Source organism: Streptomyces sp. R41, from assembly GCF_041053055.1.
GTDB lineage: Bacteria > Actinomycetota > Actinomycetes > Streptomycetales > Streptomycetaceae > Streptomyces.
The window spans coordinates 4,922,985-4,937,677 of the sequence record NZ_CP163443.1 but is presented as its reverse complement, the minus strand read 5'-3'; the positions used below and the strand labels follow the sequence as shown (position 1 = coordinate 4,937,677).

Below are 14,693 nucleotides of genomic sequence, written 5' to 3'. Positions count from 1 at the left end.
CCGGAACGGCCTCTAACGCCCCAGTGCCGCGAGCTCCTTCGCGGCTTCCTGCAGGTCTTTCGCCGTGTCGATGGCGCGCCAGTACGCGCCCTGGGGGATCGGGAAGCCGGCCAGGCGGCGTTCGCGGGCCAGCCGGGGGAACGTGGTGCGCTCGTGGTCGCCGCGCTCCGGGAGCATGTCCGCGAACTCGGCGGAGAAGACGTAGACGCCCGCGTTGATCTCGTACGTGGTCGGCGGGGACTCGATGAAGTCCGTCACGCGCCCGAAGCCGTCCGTCTTGACGGCGCCCCACGGGATGCGGGGGCGGGCGAGCGCGAGGGTCGCGGCCGCGTCGCGCTCGGTGTGGAAGTCCGCCATGTCGCGCAGCGAGAAACGGGTCCAGATGTCGCCGTTCGTCGCGTACCACGGCTGGTCGGGGTGCGGGAGATGCGCGGCGGCGTACTTGAGGCCGCCGCCGCGGCCGAGGGGCTCCGTCTCGACGACTGTCGTGACGTTGACGGGCAGGTCGGCCGACTCCAGCCAGCTCTGGAGGACCTCGGCGAGGTGGCCGCAGGAGACCACGACGTCGGTCACGCCCTCTTCGGCGAGCCAGGTCAGCTGGTGGCCGATGATCGGGGTCCCGGTGCCGGGAATCTCGACCATCGGCTTGGGCCGGTCGTCGGTGTACGGCCGCAGCCGGGAGCCCTGGCCGCCTGCCAGGACAACGGCTTGAACGGGGCGCGACGCGGCGTTCGGATCGGTCATGACCGAACTGTACGTGGCGCCCCGCTCGCGGCTTCTGGTGGCAACCGTTCCCTTAATCAGCTGTTACCCGAGGGGTCACGAGTGACCGCTCAGAGGTGTGTGGTGGCCACCCCCGAGGCGAACGACGTGTCGCAGACGGGGCGGGCGAAGGACTGGGCGCGCGTCGGGCCGTACGCGCGGACCGCGGCGCGGCCCAGGGCGCGGGCGATGGAGACGCAGTGCTTCGCGAGCGACGGCCGCCCGTTCACCGCCTCCTGGAGGTGCGTGAGCGCGACGCCCGGGTTCTTCTCCTGGAGCTCCAGCAGGAGCTTGTCGCGCAGGACATCCTGCGGGGCGCGGGTGACGGCCCGTGTCGAGACGTCTTCGGAGGACGCGGTGAGCACCGAGTTCGAGGGATTCCCCGACCAGTTGACTCGGGTGACCGCGAGGGTCCCGGAGAGCACCAGGACGACAGGCAGAACGAGGGCGAGGGTGCGGCCGATCCGGCGGGCGGGGCCACGGCCACGCCGGGTCCGTTGGTTAGTGGTGGAGTGCTTCACGCGAGTGAGAGTAGCGCGGGGTAATGATTTGGCGACATTTAGTCACCGGTTCGGGGGATAAGAAGGCGGCGTTTTTTGGGTAGTGCGTTGACGCACACGTATCGAAATGCCCGGTCTGCCGGGGTATTTGTCGACAGCGAAGAGGGCCCCGCAGCAGGCTGCGGGGCCCTCTTCGTCAACTTGGGTGAATTCCACCCCTACGGGGTGTTGGGGCGACCTCGCGGTGTTGATGCCACCTTGGTCGCTTCCGTCGCGTCAGTCGGAGAGGCGCTCGCCCGTCGAGGTCGAGAACACGTGGGTCTCGCCCGGACGCGGCACGACGTGCAGCGTGGCGCCCTTCTCCGGGACCGCGCGGCCGCTGACGCGCACGACGAGGTCCTTGAGCTCGTCGCCGACCTTCGCGCTGCCGTAGACGTAGCCGTCGGCGCCGAGCTCCTCGACGACGTTCACGGACACGGCGAGGCCGGCCGGGGCGTCCTCGCTCTCCTTGGAGAGGGTCTTCGCGGCGCCGCCGTTCTGCTCGACGATGTCGAAGTGCTCGGGACGGACGCCGACGGTGACCGTGCGGTCGCCCTTGTCGGCGGCGGCCTTGAGGGCCTCACGGTTGACCGGGACGACGCTGTTGCCGAACTTCACGCCGCCGTCGGTGATCGGGACCTCGACGAGGTTCATCGCAGGGGAGCCGATGAAGCCGGCGACGAACAGGTTCGCCGGGCGGTCGTACATGTTGCGCGGCGAGTCGACCTGCTGGAGCAGACCGTCCTTGAGTACGGCCACGCGGTCGCCCATGGTCATGGCCTCGACCTGGTCGTGGGTGACGTACACGGTGGTGATGCCGAGGCGGCGCTGCAGCGAGGCGATCTGCGTACGGGTCGAGACGCGGAGCTTGGCGTCGAGGTTCGACAGCGGCTCGTCCATGAGGAAGACCTGGGGCTCACGCACGATGGCGCGGCCCATCGCGACACGCTGGCGCTGACCGCCGGAGAGCGCCTTCGGCTTGCGGCCGAGGTACTCGGTGAGGTCGAGGATCTTCGCCGCGTCCTCGACCTTCTGGCGGATCTCGGCCTTCGGGACACCGGCGATCTTGAGCGCGAAGCCCATGTTGTCGGCGACCGTCATGTGCGGGTAGAGCGCGTAGTTCTGGAACACCATGGCGATGTCCCGGTCCTTGGGCGGCAGGTGCGTGACGTCGCGGTCACCGATGTGGATCGAGCCGGCGTTGACGTCCTCGAGACCCGCGAGCATGCGCAGGGAGGTGGACTTTCCGCAGCCGGAGGGACCGACGAGGACGAGGAACTCGCCGTCCGCGACGTCGAGCTCGAGCTGGTCGACGGCGGGCTTGTCGCCACCCGGGTAGATGCGGGTCGCCTTGTTGAACGAGACAGTGGCCATGGAGATGGGCCCCCTTCACCGGCAGGAACGTGCCGGACGATCCGAGTAAAGGTGGTGTCCACGACGGATGGTTCCGTTGTGGTGTAGTCCACGAGAGTGAACTGGGTCAGGACGGTACCTGGCGTTCACCTGGTCTGTCAGTACTCCGGGGCCGGTGAACTTCGCGGAAATATTCGATTGGGCGCCGCTGGGACCTGGGTACACTGCACGGGCACGTACGCCACACGCGCGCGTGCAGGCCTCCTTAGCTCAGCTGGTCAGAGCGCCGCTCTTGTAAAGCGAAGGTCGTCGGTTCGAATCCGACAGGGGGCTCGATGCATATGGACACCCGCCCACAGGGCCCGTGAGCTCGTAGTTCCGGCTACGGCCGAGGTTCCGCGGGCTGGTGGCCCTCAACGCGGTGAGCCTCGACGAGGGCCGCCGCGAAGCCCCGCGAGTACGTTCTCGCGCGACTGACCGTGAGACGTGGGTGCGGCGTGGCTGTGCCCTGGTCGTGGCTTCAGTGGCCGCGTACGCCTCGAGTGCGACCGATGACTCCCGTGACTGACGCGTCCGCCATCATGAACCCGGCACGCATGAGGGGCAGCGACACCGCCGGCGCGCGGGCGCACGGTGCCGGTGTCGCACGGGGCGCCGCCCGGGCGCGGGTTTCAGCTGCGGCTGCTTCCGTACGCCGACGCACCGCGCGTCGAGGTGCACGACAGCGGCGAGCGTGTGCCCCCGCAGTGCCCCCGACGGCGCGGTCGGGGGCGAGTCGGGACGGGGCCCGCTGCTTGTGTCGGCGGTGGCCGACAAGCGGGGTGGCGGATCGTTCACCCGGCAAGATCGTGTGGTGCGAGTTCGCGGGCGCGTTGTTCGCGGGCCACTGTGAGGATGACGTCCCGCAGCCGCTCGACGTACAGCCGCATGTTCTTGTACGCGATGTCGGTGTCGGGGTAGCGGCAGGTGAACCACAGGCCCTCGTGGAGTCGGTTGAGCCAGACGCACACCTGGTCGCCGTAGGACACCCTGACGAGTCCGTAAGCCGTCAGCTCGGCCCAGCGCTCCGACCCGGGGATGCCTCGCGCGTCGACGTACGAGACGATCGAGTACAGGTCGGGCGAGGTCGGGCGGAAGTCCGCGCCGAGCAGGCGCAGTACTCGGGCGAGGGGCATGCGTGCCAGCGACCTGTTGGCCTGCAGCTCGGCACGCACGGTTGTCAGGGCGCCGGCGAAATCGGGTGCCTGGTCGATGGGGACCTCGATCGGCGCGCCGCCGACGTACCAGCCCACCGAGTCGGACCACTTGGACTTCACCCGGGTGTGGAACGGCACGACGGCGCGATAGACGGGCTGTCCGCCGATCTCGTGGACGATGAGGCTGGTGGCGGCCAGGATGCCGACGAGGCTGCCACCGACGGGCCGGCAGTACGACTCGAACGCCGCGGCGGCGTCCGCGTCGACGAGCATCTCGCGCATGAGCTTCTGCGTGGGCAGGGGGCCGCCGGGCTCCAGACCGAGTTCGACGGGGAAGTTGGGCAGCTTGCCGTTGCACCGCCGGATGAACTCCCGCCAGCGGCCGACGATCGCGTGGGTGCCGTCGATCCGGTCCGCGTCCGCCCGCTCGATCTCGCAGAAGTCGACGTAACTGCCGACCGGCGTCTCCTCCACAGGGCGGCCCTCGGCGGCTGCCGCGTAGAGCTCGTGGATCTCGGCGGGCATGCGCTGGATGGAGTAGGCGTCGACGTTACTGTGATCGAAGCCAATGTACACGCTGGTGCCGTCGTCCCTGATGACCGCCGCGTAAAGGAAGTTGGGCCAGGTCAGCGCGTTCGCGGCGTCGTCGAAGCGGTCCTGGAGGTGCTGGACGAGTTGCGCCGCGTCGGGGAAGTCGCCGACCACCTCGCGGTGGAGCGACACGGCCTCGGGGTCGAGCGTGAACCGGTGCATCTCGTCGCCCTCCCAGCGGAAGCCGCTGCGCAGCGTCTCGTGCCGGAGCGTCCAGCTGCGCAGCGCGTCCTGCAGTGCGTCGAGGTCGACCCTGCCCGGGATGTCGAATGCCGTACCGAGCCAGGTCGGCACGAACAGGCCGTCCTCCCGCACGGATCGGGCGGTCCTGATGTGCGACTCCTGGACGTACGCCGGCGGCCGGGGGTCCTCCGGAAGGCCCGCCGCCGCCGTGACGGTCGCCGGACTGAGCGCCCACTCGACGAGCCGTCCGGGCCGGACCTCGCAACGCTGGATGTCGGTCATTCGCACGGGCGTCTCCGTTCGCAGTTGGAGCCCGGTTCGGGCGGACCCGATCAAGGGAATGCCGCGACCGCGAACGGAGGCGCCCAGAACATGTTGTGTTCCCACTTTTGAGTGGATTGAGTGATCGGCGGATGTGAGCCAATCGGTCCGCCGAGCATCCCGTGGCGTCAGCCCAGGCGTTTCATCCCACGAGCAGGTCGCGCTTGAGGGCGCTGAGTTCTTCGAGTCAGGCCGAGGGCCTGCTTCTCGTACGCGAGAAGGAGCCGTACTTCGCGGACCTCGTCGAACCCGGAGTTGAGGTACTCGGGGCGCACGTCGAGGAGCGGTCTGTAGAACTTAGCCTGCGCCGGGGAGGGGAGAGAGGGGACGCGCCGAGCGTTGCATCGTTGGCGGCCCGCACGAGACCACGCTCTCCCGCCACGCCCGGTATGGCTCGGTGAACGGGGTCGTGGCGCGGACGAGTTGGGATGAAACACCGCGAGTAAGCGACCTCTCACTTGGCCGAAGGCTCGAATCCTCCCGAGGGGAGCCCTCTGGCACCCAGGGGGCCGGTAGGTCGAACTTCGTCGCCAAGTAAGCCTGCACCAGGCCGGGTTGAGTAGTCGTCATCGCGGACCGAGCGTGCGCCATGGTGTGTTCGACCGGCCCTCGAGAACCCCGTACGCGCCCATGTCCCCGCTTGGACACGGGATACCCAGCAGTGTGGAATACCCCGGATCGCTACTGTTAGTGTTCGTTCAGTCACAGTAGGCAATCAGCCTCGACATACAGGCAATGAAGGACCGAGGTTCCATGCGCAAGTTTCAGCAGGCCATGATCGCAGCAGTGGCGGCCGGCGGTCTGTCCGCTATCGGTGCCGGCGCCGGTACCGCCTACGCCCACGACGATGCGCCGAAGGTGAACGAGCAGTACCGCCCCTACCAGGAGTGCAGTCCGCAGACGGTGGCCGAGAACGACATCCCGATCGGCGTGCTGGGCCTCTCCGAGACCTTCGACACCACCTGCGGCCAGTTCAACAACGCCTTCACCGGCTGAGGTCTGCGGCGTAATCGTGCGCGACGCTTTCCGCGAGCCCCTCGGGGTCACCCCCGAAGGGGCCCGTTCACGTGCGGCCGCCCGGAGCTCGAGGCCGCTCCTGTGACCCGCATGCGTTCGCGATGGCTCTGAAATCCGGCGCATCGATGAGCAGTTGCCGGCAAAGCGCTCAGCAGCGAGGGTCCGGCGGGTGCCCAGGCCGCACCGGTCGGCTCGGGCGTGGACCGCGGCAACAGCGCCTTCAGCAGGTCAGCCCTTCACTTCGTAAGCGAAACGGACCCGAACGTTCCGGACATGGGTCGGACGCCGGAGCCCGCCTCTCTCGACATTCCCAGGGTCCGGCGCGGCCGGTTCGCGGCGCACGACGCCCGGGCGCCTCTCACAAAGGAAAAGCATCACATGTTCAGTAGGAAGAAGATCGCGGCCGTCTCGGGGCTTCTCTGCGGCCTCGCCGTGACCTGTGCCGGCGCCACCCAGGCGTATGCCGCCGGAGGCCCGGGCACCTGCACTTTCGACTCTGAGGGCAACGTCACCTGCGTCCAACGGATCGTCGGCGACATGTCCGAAGGTGACGGGTTCGTCGTCCGCCAGGCACAGGGCTGCGTGCCGACGAAGCCCTTCTCGTTGCCCGTCATCCCCGTTCTGAACAATGGGAGCACGAAGATCGGGCCCGAAGTGACCTGTTCCCCCAAGGCGGGGTCGGCACCCGACAACAGTGACAAGAGTGACAAGAGTGACAAGAGTGACAACGGTCTGGGGCTGCCTGGCCTGCTGGGCTGAGCCCGGGGCGGAACCTTCCGACACCTTCCTCACTTTCAAGCAGCGGATGGCCGGACCAGGGTGACCTGGGCCGGCCATCCGCTGCTTGAGCGTCCACGCGAGCGCGTCGACGGGCAAACGGGTGACCGCCCCTCGCTGCCCGTGACTCGGCCCCGGGGGAACGTCGTTGCTTTCAGGGGGACGAGGCGGACGGAAGGGTGCCTCGCCATGGGCCGACACGACGTATGGAAGGGCGAAGATCCCAAATTGCTACAGATTGTGTGTATATGCTCACAATAAGTAGTCAAGCCAGGGCATCACGCCCGGGAAAGGGTTAAACCATGCGTAAGTTTCAGCGCGCTGCGGTCGTAGCCGCAGCGGTCGCGGGGCTGTCCACCCTCGGCATCGGCGTCAGCTTCGCCGACGGTTACGAAGACGCTCCTCCGCAGATCACCGCGGTGGCCAACTCGCAGGCCAACGCCGTGGCCACGTGGGGCGGCTACTACGCCCAGCCGTACTCCGCGCCGGAGGCTCCCAAGTACTCCGCGCCGGAGGCTCCCAAGTACTCCGCGCCCGAGGCTCCCAAGGAGTCCGCGCCCGAGGAGGGTTACAGCCAGCACTCCCCGGACGACTACGACAAGTAAAAAAGCGCCGAGGGCCCGATGCGCATGTTTCGGTGCGCTGCGGTCGTGGTCGTAACGGTCGCGGGGCTGTCCACCCTCGGCGTCGGCGTCAGCCTCGCCGACGGCTTCGATGGTCCGCAGGTCACCGCGGTGGCTTCCTCGCAGGCCAACGCCGAGGCCACGTGGGCCCCATAGGCCGTTGCTCAGGTAGCCGCACCGCAGTCCGAGCCCTGGCCAGAACACCACATGCACCGTATGCACATCGCACGATCTGAACATCCATGTGCTCGATCAGCTCGGGCTGTTCAACGGTGTGCTGAGTGACACCCCCAACGGCAGAGGCAGCCCGGACGCGCAGCAGACCCACCAGGGTGCGCGTCCGGGCTGCATCAATGCTGTCGCCGGAATCGCCGCAAAGGCATCCAGGCGCAGGGTCCCATATTTCGACCTTCTCCAAGGCTCGGGCGCCCGCCGGTCAACGGCACAGGCGCCCGGGCTCGATTGCAAAGGAACGCAGCACATGTTCAGTCGGCAGAAGATCGCAACCGTCTCGGGGCTTCTGGGAAGTCTCGCCGTGATCTACGTCGGCGCCGCGCAGGCGTACGCCGATGAACCCCCGGGCGATTGCAAGAGCTCCGCCCTGGGTGAAACCACCTGCATTCGCAAGAGCGAGACCGTCCACATCGACGAGGACGGCAGGATCGTCGTCAAGCAGATGCAAGACTGCGAGACGACCGACCGGCCGCGCTTGGTGGGGCCCGACAACGACCTGCTGAATACGGGGTCCACGAAGGTCGGGCCGGTTGTGAACTGCTCCAACAAGGCGCAACTGCCCAAGGGCTTCAAGCGGCCTCACTTCGATTTCTGAGGCGCGATCGGCGAATGCCGGACCGGGATCGCTCCCGATCCGGCATTTCGTCTTTCTACGGCATCGGTCGACCGTGGCCTGACGGAACTATCCGGTTACCTCGACGGTTTCGACAGGGCTTTCCGGCGACACAAACGCCTCGGTGCCCCGGCCTGTGGCCGGGGCACCGAGGAATGTTGTGACCTACTTCTTGCCGAAAGCGCTGTTGTCGCAGCCCTGGCTCGAGCCCAGGGAGGTCTGCTGTGCGCCCGGGTTGCCCTCGTCGTTGACCCCGAGCAGGCCGGTGAGCAGCCCGACGCTGCCGAGGATGTTGAGGTTGGTGTCGTGCGACTTGCAGGTGCTGCTCTGCAGGACGTTGTAGCTCTTCTTGCCGTCTTCGCCCGAACCCCAGCCGCCCTGATCGGCGTGGGCAGCGCCGGCGCTCAGGAGTCCGACGCTGCCGAGGGCAGCGACCAGGACGGCAGCCTTGCGAAGCTTGTGCATGTCATCTCCGGTGAGTGAAAAGGATGCGATCTGCGACAGATCGACTTCGTTCAGTTATGGAGGCTAATACGAAATATCCCCAAAACATCGGGCGGCGCGCCGAATTCGGGCATCCTTCCCGCCTTGGTCGATAGCGGGACATACCCCAATCCGCGAGTGAATCGCGACGTCGGCACCTGGCTCCGTCGGCTCGCCGACGACACCGATCGGATGGCCGCTTCGACACAAAAGGGGCCCGGCGCCGGGCCTGGGACTCGGTGCCGGGACCTGTTTCCCGCTCTTGGTCGCCTATGCGACCGTCACGTGCCTACCAGGCGCTGTTGTTGCAGCCCTGGCTCGAGCCGACGTGGGTGTCCTGTGCGCCCGCGTTGCCCTCGTCGCCGATCCCGATCAGGCCGGTGAGGAGCCCGACGTTGCCGAGGAGGTTGAGGTTCAGGTCGTGCGACTTGCAGTTGGAGCTCTGCAGGACGTTGTAGCTGTCGCCCTTGTCCTTGCCGCCGCCCTTGCCATAGCCGCCGCCCTGGTCGGCGTGGGCGGTGCCAGCACCCAGGAGTCCGACGCTGCTGAGGGCAGCGACCAGGACGGCAGCCTTGCGAAGCTTGTGCATGTCATCTCCGGTGGAGTGAAGTGGATGCGATCTATGACAGATCGACTTCGTACAGTTACGGGAGATTAATACGAAATATCCCAAATCGGACAGCGACGCGCCGATTTCATGATCTCTTGGCGGGAGCACCCGGAAGCCGCAGCGCATACGAGCGGGCCCTTCGGGGGGCGATCCTCGAAGGGCCCGTGCTGGGCGTCGATGTCCGGCCGTCCGGCGGCCTAGCGGGCGTGGGCGACGGCGTTCGCCTGGCTGTTGGCCTGGGTGCAGTTGATGCCCCGGGTCTCGGCGGCGGCGAGCAGGGCGACCGGGAGATTCGCGTTGAGCAGGGACTGCGGGCTGCACTCCTGGTCCGGATGGAAGAGGTTGTTCTGGTTCGGCGGGGCGGCCTGCGCCGGAGCCGTCTGCGGGGAGATCTGCGGGCTGAGCTGCGGGTTCAGCTGTGGGTTGACCTGCGGGCTGACCTCAGCGGGCTGCTGCGGGGCCGCCTGCTGCGGCGCGGCCGGCGAGCCGTAAGGGCGCGCGGTGGCCTGCGAGGTGGTCGACGAGGCGGCCTGGACGTCCGGCTGTGCAACGGGGGGCGGAACGGCACCGTTGTACGCAACGGGAGCGGCGGCGACGCTGGGGCCGGCGCCGCCGGCGGACAGACCGCCGGCTGCTGCGACGATGAGCGCGACCTGCTGAAGCTTGCGCATGGAACCCTCGGCCCTTCATTGACCTGTGCATGGAACGTACTGGAATGCTGATGAGCCAGTGCGGCTGTTGCTGTTTTTGCTGCCCTGTACGGCTGCGATGGACCATCGTTCTGGCTCAGTGGGGAACGAGATGAGTACGGGTCCAGTCACGGGAGCCGGGGCGTGGTCACCCAATTGCCAGAGGGTGTGAATCGTCAACGAAGGAGTGTGGGGCGCGCACTCGTTCTTGACGGGTCGTCAAGTGCTCACTCACCTGCGGCGCGACGGGCCGGTAATCCGATCGATGGCAGATGGGTGACGGAATTTTGGATGCCGTGACCGGATCGGAGGGAATGTCGTTGCCAACTGGGAAAGGGCAGCGATCGTGAATCGGAGAGAGGGGCAACGGGATCCGCTGTCGGCTCCGGCGTGAAGTCCACACGACAGCCCAGGATTACCCCTGTTGGGGCGCAGTACGAATATCAGACTGAGCGCACGCAAGACTGCACTGAATACAACGGATTTCCCTGTACAGGTATTGAAGGGCCGAGGGTTCCATGCGAAAGCTTCACAAGGCCGCGCTCGTCGTAGCAGCGGCCGGCGGTCTGTCCGCCATCGGCGCCGGCGTCAGCTATGCCGACGCTCCCGTCGGGTACAGCGGTGCTCCGGTGCCCGCTCCCGAGTATCCGGCGCCCCAGTACGCACCCCCCGCGCCTGCTCCTCAGTACCAGGCCCCCCAGTACGCACCCCCCGCGCCTGCTCCCCAGTACCAGGCCCCCCAGTACGCACCCCCCGCGCCTGCTCCCCAGTACCAGGCCCCCCAGCAGAGTGGTCCGCAGGCCACGGCAGCGTCCCGTTCGACGGGCACCGCACAGGTCTCCGCTCCGCAGCCCTACTCCCAGCCGGCGCCTCAGTACGCGGCCCCGGCGTATGCCCCGCAGCAGAGTGGTCAGGCCTCCGCCTGGGCCTCGTCGGGGGGCGCCGCGCAGGCCTCCGGCTCGCCGTATGTACCGCAGCAGGCCGCCCCTCAGCAGCAGCCGGCGCAGGTCGTGCCGCAGGTCGCCCCGCAGACGGCGCCGCAGGTCACTCCGCAGGTCGCCCCGCAGGTCGCCGTACCCCAGATGTTCAACCCGGAGCCCGCGCCGCGTGTCGCACCGCAGGTGAACCCGCAGGTGAACCCGTCGGTGAACCCGCTCATCAACCCGCTGATCGCGCCGGCCGGTCCACCGCAGGTCCCCGGTCTCGGCCTCGGACAGGTCGCGGCGCCTCCCGTGGGCCAGTTGGGTCTGCCCCGACTCGGCTGATGGCCTCCCCGCAATCGACCACCGTCCCAACTCGATCTGCTGCAGATCGCATCCGCTCGACCAACGGAGAAGAAATGCGCAAGCTTCAGAAGGTCGCCCTCGTGGGCGCCGTCCTCGGCAGTGTCGGCTCCTTCGGCGCCGGCACCGCCTTCGCACACGGTGAGCCCGGCCACGACGACTTCGACGTCACGCAGAGCGCCGAGTGCCGCTCGCACGACATGAACATCGACGTCCTGGGCAACGTCGGCGCCTTCAGCGGCTTGGCAGGCAACCTGCTGAACGGCGAAGGGGACCCGGGTGCGCAGTCCGCCCACCTCGGTTCGGACTTGGGCTGCAACAGCAGGGCGTTCTGAGCAGCCGCGCTGCACAATCCTGCTTCGCGGTCCTGCAAGAGGACCGCCGGCCACCGGGCCCGGCATGACTGCTTCCCTGGCGATCGGATGACCTGGGGTGGTGTCACCGGGCCCGAGCGGTGCCGTGGAGACCGTGATGAGGGGTCCGGCTGTCGCCCGTCCCGGCGCAACACCGAGTTCTTCGCGAGCGGCAGGCCTACAACCGTGGCGTGCGTACGGTGCCTACACCCCAGTCGGTACCGCATGAACCGTGCTTCCGGAGGATGGGCTGGACGACATCGACGAGGCGGGTGTCGTCCCGGGCCTGGACGTCGGCAGGACCGCGCATCACGGCCACGGTCCGACCCGGCACTCCCCTCGGCGCCCTGCCCGTGACCCTCGGCGACGGCACCAGACGCCAGATAGGCCGAGGCCAATCCGTAGACCTGGGTCAAGGCCGCAGTCGAGACAGTGCGGGCCACCGATCGGCACGGGCCGGCTCGTGCCCATGAGCTGGGACCGCCTTCATCCCCGTTCACGGCGCGGGCCGAATGGCCGCACTCACCGGGTTCGGGCTCCAACTCCCGCTTCCGGCGAACGATGTCGTAGTCGGACCGCCGCGATGTGCCGCCCATCCCCGCCGCCACGACGTGCCCCGGCGGCGCCGCACCACCGCAAGGCAGGCCCGCTCCGTCGCCGCGAACGCCTCCGCGTCCGACCGCCTCGTCGACACGGTCATCAGTCGGGCACCCACCGCCCGGCCCCGCCCGTCCGCGAGACGCACGAAGTGATCGGGAGCGTGGCGGCGCCTGCGTCGGCCGCCGTGCCAGTGCGGCCAGAACGGCCGCGAAGCGATCCCCGTCACCTCTGGACCGGCGTCCAGAAGGATCAGCCGGTCCCGCTCCAGCCGACGATTCGTAGCCGATGCGCTCGCGCGTGGTCGCGCAGAAGTACCAGCCCGCGAAGCTCTCCCCGCCCTTGGGCCAGCGGAACGGACGTGCCGGCGCCGCCCCCTCCAACGGCTCAGAGATCCGCTCGGGGCCCGTCACCCAGCGCCCGCAGCGCCCCGTCCGTCAGCCGGTACACCGTCCACTCGTCCTGCGGACGGGCGCCCAGCGATTCGTAGAAGTCGATCGACGGGCGGTTCCAGTTCAGGACGGCCCACTCCAGGCGCTGGTAGCCGTGTTCCACGCAGATCCGCGCCAGCTCCGTCAGCAGCGCCTTGCCGTGCCCGGCGCCGCGCGCCTGGGGGCGTACGTACAGGTCTTCCAGGTAGATGCCGTGGACGCCGCGCCAGGTCGAGAAGTTCAGGAACCACAGGGCGAAGCCGACCGGCTCGCCCGTCGTGTCGTCCACCGCTATGTGCGCGTACGCCGCCGGGTGCTCGCCGAAAAGCGCCTCGCGCAGCTGCTCCGGTGTCGCCCTCGCCTCCTCCAGGACCTTCTCGTACTCGGCCAGTTCACGGACGAGGGCGTGGATGACGGGGATGTCGGCGGGGGTCGCGGTGCGAATCATGCGGCGAGACTAGCTGGGGCTGTCGCGGAGTCGGCGGGCGATCTCCAGCTGCTGGGCCTCCAGGGGGCGGCCGTCCTCGATCTCCCAGAGGGAGTTCTGCAGGACGCGGGCGAGGGTCCAGGCCCGGGCCCGCTGCCGGTCCAGTCCCATCACGTCCGTCATCGCGTCGAAGCGCCAGCGGATCTCGTCCGCGTCGAAGCGGTTGTCGAGGGCGGGGCACAGGTCGAAGCCGGGGTCGCCGGCCAGCGGCTTCGGGTCGATGGCGAGCCACGGGGCGCGGTCGGAGGCGAGGACGTTCTCGTAGTGGAGGTCCCAGTGCAGGAGGCGGTCGCCCGGTTCGGCGACGACCTCGCGTTCGGCGGCCGCGCAGTCGGCGAGGAGGCGGCGGGCGTCGGGGTCCGGGACCCGCTCCAGCGCCCACGGCAGCTGCTCCAGCATCGCCCGCGCGATGTCGCCGAGCCGCCGCATGCCCCGCGGTGCCGGTACGGAGGTGAGGTGGGCCAGCAGGCGGGCGATGACCAGGACGGCCTCGCGGGTGTCGGGCACGTGCGACAGCATGCGGGCCGGGTCGAGGCGTTCCAGGAGCATGGTGCCGGTGGCCGAGTCGTGTTCGAGGAGCCGTACCGCTCCGTCGCCGTCCCAGACGCGCAAGGCGACCGGCTCGCCCTCGCTCTCCTCGTCGAGGAGCTGGAGCTTGAGGACGGCCGGAGTTCCGCCGGGGCGGCGCACGGGCAGGACCAGGGCCGTCACCCCGTGCATGGAGGGGCCGTCGAGGCGCAGCTCCCAGCGGTCGAGGAAGTCCGCGGCCCGCTCCGGGAGCGCGGCGATGAACGCGCGACCTGCCTCTCCGTTGAATGTGAGCTGAGAGGCGGCCAACTCATCCGGAATGTCGATCACATATGGGACCCTAATGGCGTGGGTGAATCGGCTCATGCGAATTGACGGGGGCCTCCACAGGGTGTGGAGGTACGTGTGCGGCGCCCCCGGTACCTACGCCTGGCTGGGGATCCTCTTCGTCACCACGGTGGCCGTACACCAGATGTCGCCGGAGTTCGAGGAACAGTTCCTGCGGCAGCGCTCGACCAACATCCACGAGCTGTCGAACAACCCCGTGCGGGTGCTGATCGCCAGTGCCATGTGGATCGACGGCGGGCACTGGGTGCCGTACGCCGTCCTCTACACCGTTTTCCACGCCACGGCCGAGCGCTGGCTGGGCACCGCGCGCTGGCTGCTGGTGTGCGTGGCCGCGCACGTGCTGGCCTCGCTCATCAGCGAGGGGGCGCTGTTGCTGGCCATCCGGCACGGGGTGGTGCCGCACTCGGCGGTCAACACGCTGGACATCGGGGTGAGTTACGCGCTGGCCGGGGTGATCGCGGTGCTCACCTACCGGATCGCGTCGCCGTGGCGGTATCCGTATCTGGCGGTCGTTCTCGTCGTGTACGGGGTGCCGCTCGCGACCGGTCGCACCTTCACCGATCTCGGACATTTCATCGCGGTGCTGATCGGTCTGGCCTGCTATCCGCTGGTCAGGGGTCGCGGAAAAGCACGGAATCCGAAGGAGACAGTGGCCGCTCTCAGGGGTTAACGTCC

At 68.5% G+C, this 14,693-nt stretch carries 17 protein-coding genes, 1 tRNA gene and 1 pseudogene; 9 read left to right on the top strand and 10 right to left on the bottom strand.

Features of this window, described 5'->3' with window-relative positions:
* Nucleotides 1-12 precede the first annotated feature (12 nt).
* From AB5J53_RS22590 to AB5J53_RS22580, 3 genes are all read right to left on the bottom strand, one after another.
* Nucleotides 13-744, bottom strand: a complete 732-nt coding sequence (locus AB5J53_RS22590; protein ID WP_369247485.1) for an NDP-sugar synthase — start codon at nucleotides 742-744, stop codon at nucleotides 13-15.
* An 89-nt stretch (nucleotides 745-833) separates the two neighbouring features.
* The gene (locus AB5J53_RS22585) at nucleotides 834-1,283 is read right to left on the bottom strand and encodes a hypothetical protein (RefSeq protein ID WP_369247484.1); all 450 of its coding nucleotides are present in this window, start codon (nucleotides 1,281-1,283) and stop codon (nucleotides 834-836) included.
* A 255-nt stretch (nucleotides 1,284-1,538) separates the two neighbouring features.
* Nucleotides 1,539-2,675 carry an ABC transporter ATP-binding protein gene (locus AB5J53_RS22580; protein WP_369247483.1) on the bottom strand — a complete coding sequence of 379 codons (1,137 nt, stop codon included), beginning with the start codon at nucleotides 2,673-2,675 and terminating at the stop codon, nucleotides 1,539-1,541.
* A gap of 238 nt (nucleotides 2,676-2,913) precedes the next feature.
* Here AB5J53_RS22580 and AB5J53_RS22575 point away from each other — a divergent pair.
* Nucleotides 2,914-2,987 (top strand) — tRNA-Thr (locus AB5J53_RS22575).
* A gap of 500 nt (nucleotides 2,988-3,487) precedes the next feature.
* On the opposite strand, the gene AB5J53_RS22570 is transcribed toward AB5J53_RS22575, so the two are convergent.
* The gene (locus tag AB5J53_RS22570; RefSeq protein WP_369247482.1) at nucleotides 3,488-4,912 is read right to left on the bottom strand and encodes a condensation domain-containing protein; all 1,425 of its coding nucleotides are present in this window, start codon (nucleotides 4,910-4,912) and stop codon (nucleotides 3,488-3,490) included.
* 786 nt (nucleotides 4,913-5,698) lie between these two features.
* On the opposite strand from AB5J53_RS22570, the gene AB5J53_RS22565 reads away from it, so the two are divergent.
* The 5 genes from AB5J53_RS22565 to AB5J53_RS22545 all read left to right on the top strand — a co-directional run bounded on the left by AB5J53_RS22565 (nucleotide 5,699) and on the right by AB5J53_RS22545 (nucleotide 8,191).
* Nucleotides 5,699-5,941: a hypothetical protein gene (locus AB5J53_RS22565; protein ID WP_369247481.1), complete on the top strand. Its 243-nt coding sequence runs from the start codon at nucleotides 5,699-5,701 to the stop codon at nucleotides 5,939-5,941.
* A 399-nt stretch (nucleotides 5,942-6,340) separates the two neighbouring features.
* Entirely contained in the window at nucleotides 6,341-6,721 is a 381-nt protein-coding gene (locus AB5J53_RS22560; RefSeq protein ID WP_369247480.1) for a hypothetical protein, read from the top strand.
* Nucleotides 6,722-7,041: 320 nt separating this feature from the next.
* On the top strand, nucleotides 7,042-7,344 hold the full coding sequence (locus tag AB5J53_RS22555) for a hypothetical protein (protein ID WP_369247479.1): 303 nt from the start codon (nucleotides 7,042-7,044) through the stop codon (nucleotides 7,342-7,344).
* Between the two features lie 45 nt (nucleotides 7,345-7,389).
* On the top strand, nucleotides 7,390-7,518 hold the full coding sequence (locus AB5J53_RS22550) for a hypothetical protein (RefSeq protein ID WP_369247478.1): 129 nt from the start codon (nucleotides 7,390-7,392) through the stop codon (nucleotides 7,516-7,518).
* Between the two features lie 88 nt (nucleotides 7,519-7,606).
* Complete coding sequence (locus tag AB5J53_RS22545; RefSeq protein WP_369247477.1) at nucleotides 7,607-8,191, top strand: hypothetical protein; 585 nt, start codon at nucleotides 7,607-7,609, stop codon at nucleotides 8,189-8,191.
* A 183-nt stretch (nucleotides 8,192-8,374) separates the two neighbouring features.
* Here AB5J53_RS22545 and AB5J53_RS22540 read toward each other — a convergent pair whose 3' ends face one another.
* The 3 genes from AB5J53_RS22540 to AB5J53_RS22530 all read right to left on the bottom strand — a co-directional run bounded on the left by AB5J53_RS22540 (nucleotide 8,375) and on the right by AB5J53_RS22530 (nucleotide 9,973).
* On the bottom strand, nucleotides 8,375-8,674 hold the full coding sequence (locus tag AB5J53_RS22540) for a hypothetical protein (RefSeq protein WP_369247476.1): 300 nt from the start codon (nucleotides 8,672-8,674) through the stop codon (nucleotides 8,375-8,377).
* Between the two features lie 307 nt (nucleotides 8,675-8,981).
* On the bottom strand, nucleotides 8,982-9,281 hold the full coding sequence (locus AB5J53_RS22535; protein WP_369247475.1) for a hypothetical protein: 300 nt from the start codon (nucleotides 9,279-9,281) through the stop codon (nucleotides 8,982-8,984).
* Between the two features lie 218 nt (nucleotides 9,282-9,499).
* Entirely contained in the window at nucleotides 9,500-9,973 is a 474-nt protein-coding gene (locus AB5J53_RS22530) for a hypothetical protein (RefSeq protein WP_369247474.1), read from the bottom strand.
* Nucleotides 9,974-10,509: 536 nt separating this feature from the next.
* Between AB5J53_RS22530 and AB5J53_RS22525 the strand changes: the two genes are divergently transcribed.
* Both AB5J53_RS22525 and AB5J53_RS22520 read left to right on the top strand, forming a co-directional pair.
* A complete protein-coding gene (locus tag AB5J53_RS22525; RefSeq protein WP_369247473.1) occupies nucleotides 10,510-11,256 on the top strand; it encodes a hypothetical protein in 747 nt (248 codons plus the stop codon).
* A gap of 74 nt (nucleotides 11,257-11,330) precedes the next feature.
* On the top strand, nucleotides 11,331-11,609 hold the full coding sequence (locus tag AB5J53_RS22520) for a hypothetical protein (protein WP_369247472.1): 279 nt from the start codon (nucleotides 11,331-11,333) through the stop codon (nucleotides 11,607-11,609).
* A gap of 730 nt (nucleotides 11,610-12,339) precedes the next feature.
* Here the strand turns inward: AB5J53_RS22520 and AB5J53_RS22515 are convergent.
* The 3 genes and pseudogenes from AB5J53_RS22515 to AB5J53_RS22505 all read right to left on the bottom strand — a co-directional run.
* Nucleotides 12,340-12,607, bottom strand: a pseudogene (locus tag AB5J53_RS22515) (TnsA-like heteromeric transposase endonuclease subunit); the annotation flags it as partial.
* Nucleotides 12,608-12,611: 4 nt separating this feature from the next.
* Entirely contained in the window at nucleotides 12,612-13,103 is a 492-nt protein-coding gene (locus tag AB5J53_RS22510) for an N-acetyltransferase family protein (RefSeq protein ID WP_369247471.1), read from the bottom strand.
* Between the two features lie 9 nt (nucleotides 13,104-13,112).
* On the bottom strand, nucleotides 13,113-14,036 hold the full coding sequence (locus AB5J53_RS22505; RefSeq protein WP_369247470.1) for an aminoglycoside phosphotransferase family protein: 924 nt from the start codon (nucleotides 14,034-14,036) through the stop codon (nucleotides 13,113-13,115).
* Here AB5J53_RS22505 and AB5J53_RS22500 point away from each other — a divergent pair.
* On the top strand, nucleotides 14,035-14,688 hold the full coding sequence (locus AB5J53_RS22500; protein ID WP_369247469.1) for a rhomboid-like protein: 654 nt from the start codon (nucleotides 14,035-14,037) through the stop codon (nucleotides 14,686-14,688). The two genes, AB5J53_RS22505 and AB5J53_RS22500, sit on opposite strands and share 2 nt — an antisense overlap.
* Nucleotides 14,689-14,693 lie beyond the last annotated feature (5 nt).

Excerpts from the sequence above, each read along its gene's own strand:
- AB5J53_RS22590 (WP_369247485.1), bottom strand. The coding sequence starts at position 744 with ATGACCGATCCGAACGCCGCGTCGCGCCCCGTTCAAGCCGTTGTCCTG.
- AB5J53_RS22580 (WP_369247483.1), bottom strand. The coding sequence starts at position 2,675 with ATGGCCACTGTCTCGTTCAACAAGGCGACCCGCATCTACCCGGGTGGC.
- AB5J53_RS22565 (WP_369247481.1), top strand. The coding sequence starts at position 5,699 with ATGCGCAAGTTTCAGCAGGCCATGATCGCAGCAGTGGCGGCCGGCGGT.
- AB5J53_RS22560 (WP_369247480.1), top strand. The coding sequence starts at position 6,341 with ATGTTCAGTAGGAAGAAGATCGCGGCCGTCTCGGGGCTTCTCTGCGGC.
- AB5J53_RS22555 (WP_369247479.1), top strand. The coding sequence starts at position 7,042 with ATGCGTAAGTTTCAGCGCGCTGCGGTCGTAGCCGCAGCGGTCGCGGGG.
- AB5J53_RS22540 (WP_369247476.1), bottom strand. The coding sequence starts at position 8,674 with ATGCACAAGCTTCGCAAGGCTGCCGTCCTGGTCGCTGCCCTCGGCAGC.
- AB5J53_RS22535 (WP_369247475.1), bottom strand. The coding sequence starts at position 9,281 with ATGCACAAGCTTCGCAAGGCTGCCGTCCTGGTCGCTGCCCTCAGCAGC.
- AB5J53_RS22530 (WP_369247474.1), bottom strand. The coding sequence starts at position 9,973 with ATGCGCAAGCTTCAGCAGGTCGCGCTCATCGTCGCAGCAGCCGGCGGT.
- AB5J53_RS22525 (WP_369247473.1), top strand. The coding sequence starts at position 10,510 with ATGCGAAAGCTTCACAAGGCCGCGCTCGTCGTAGCAGCGGCCGGCGGT.
- AB5J53_RS22520 (WP_369247472.1), top strand. The coding sequence starts at position 11,331 with ATGCGCAAGCTTCAGAAGGTCGCCCTCGTGGGCGCCGTCCTCGGCAGT.
- AB5J53_RS22510 (WP_369247471.1), bottom strand. The coding sequence starts at position 13,103 with ATGATTCGCACCGCGACCCCCGCCGACATCCCCGTCATCCACGCCCTC.
- AB5J53_RS22500 (WP_369247469.1), top strand. The coding sequence starts at position 14,035 with ATGCGAATTGACGGGGGCCTCCACAGGGTGTGGAGGTACGTGTGCGGC.
- AB5J53_RS22505 (WP_369247470.1), bottom strand. The coding sequence starts at position 14,036 with ATGAGCCGATTCACCCACGCCATTAGGGTCCCATATGTGATCGACATT.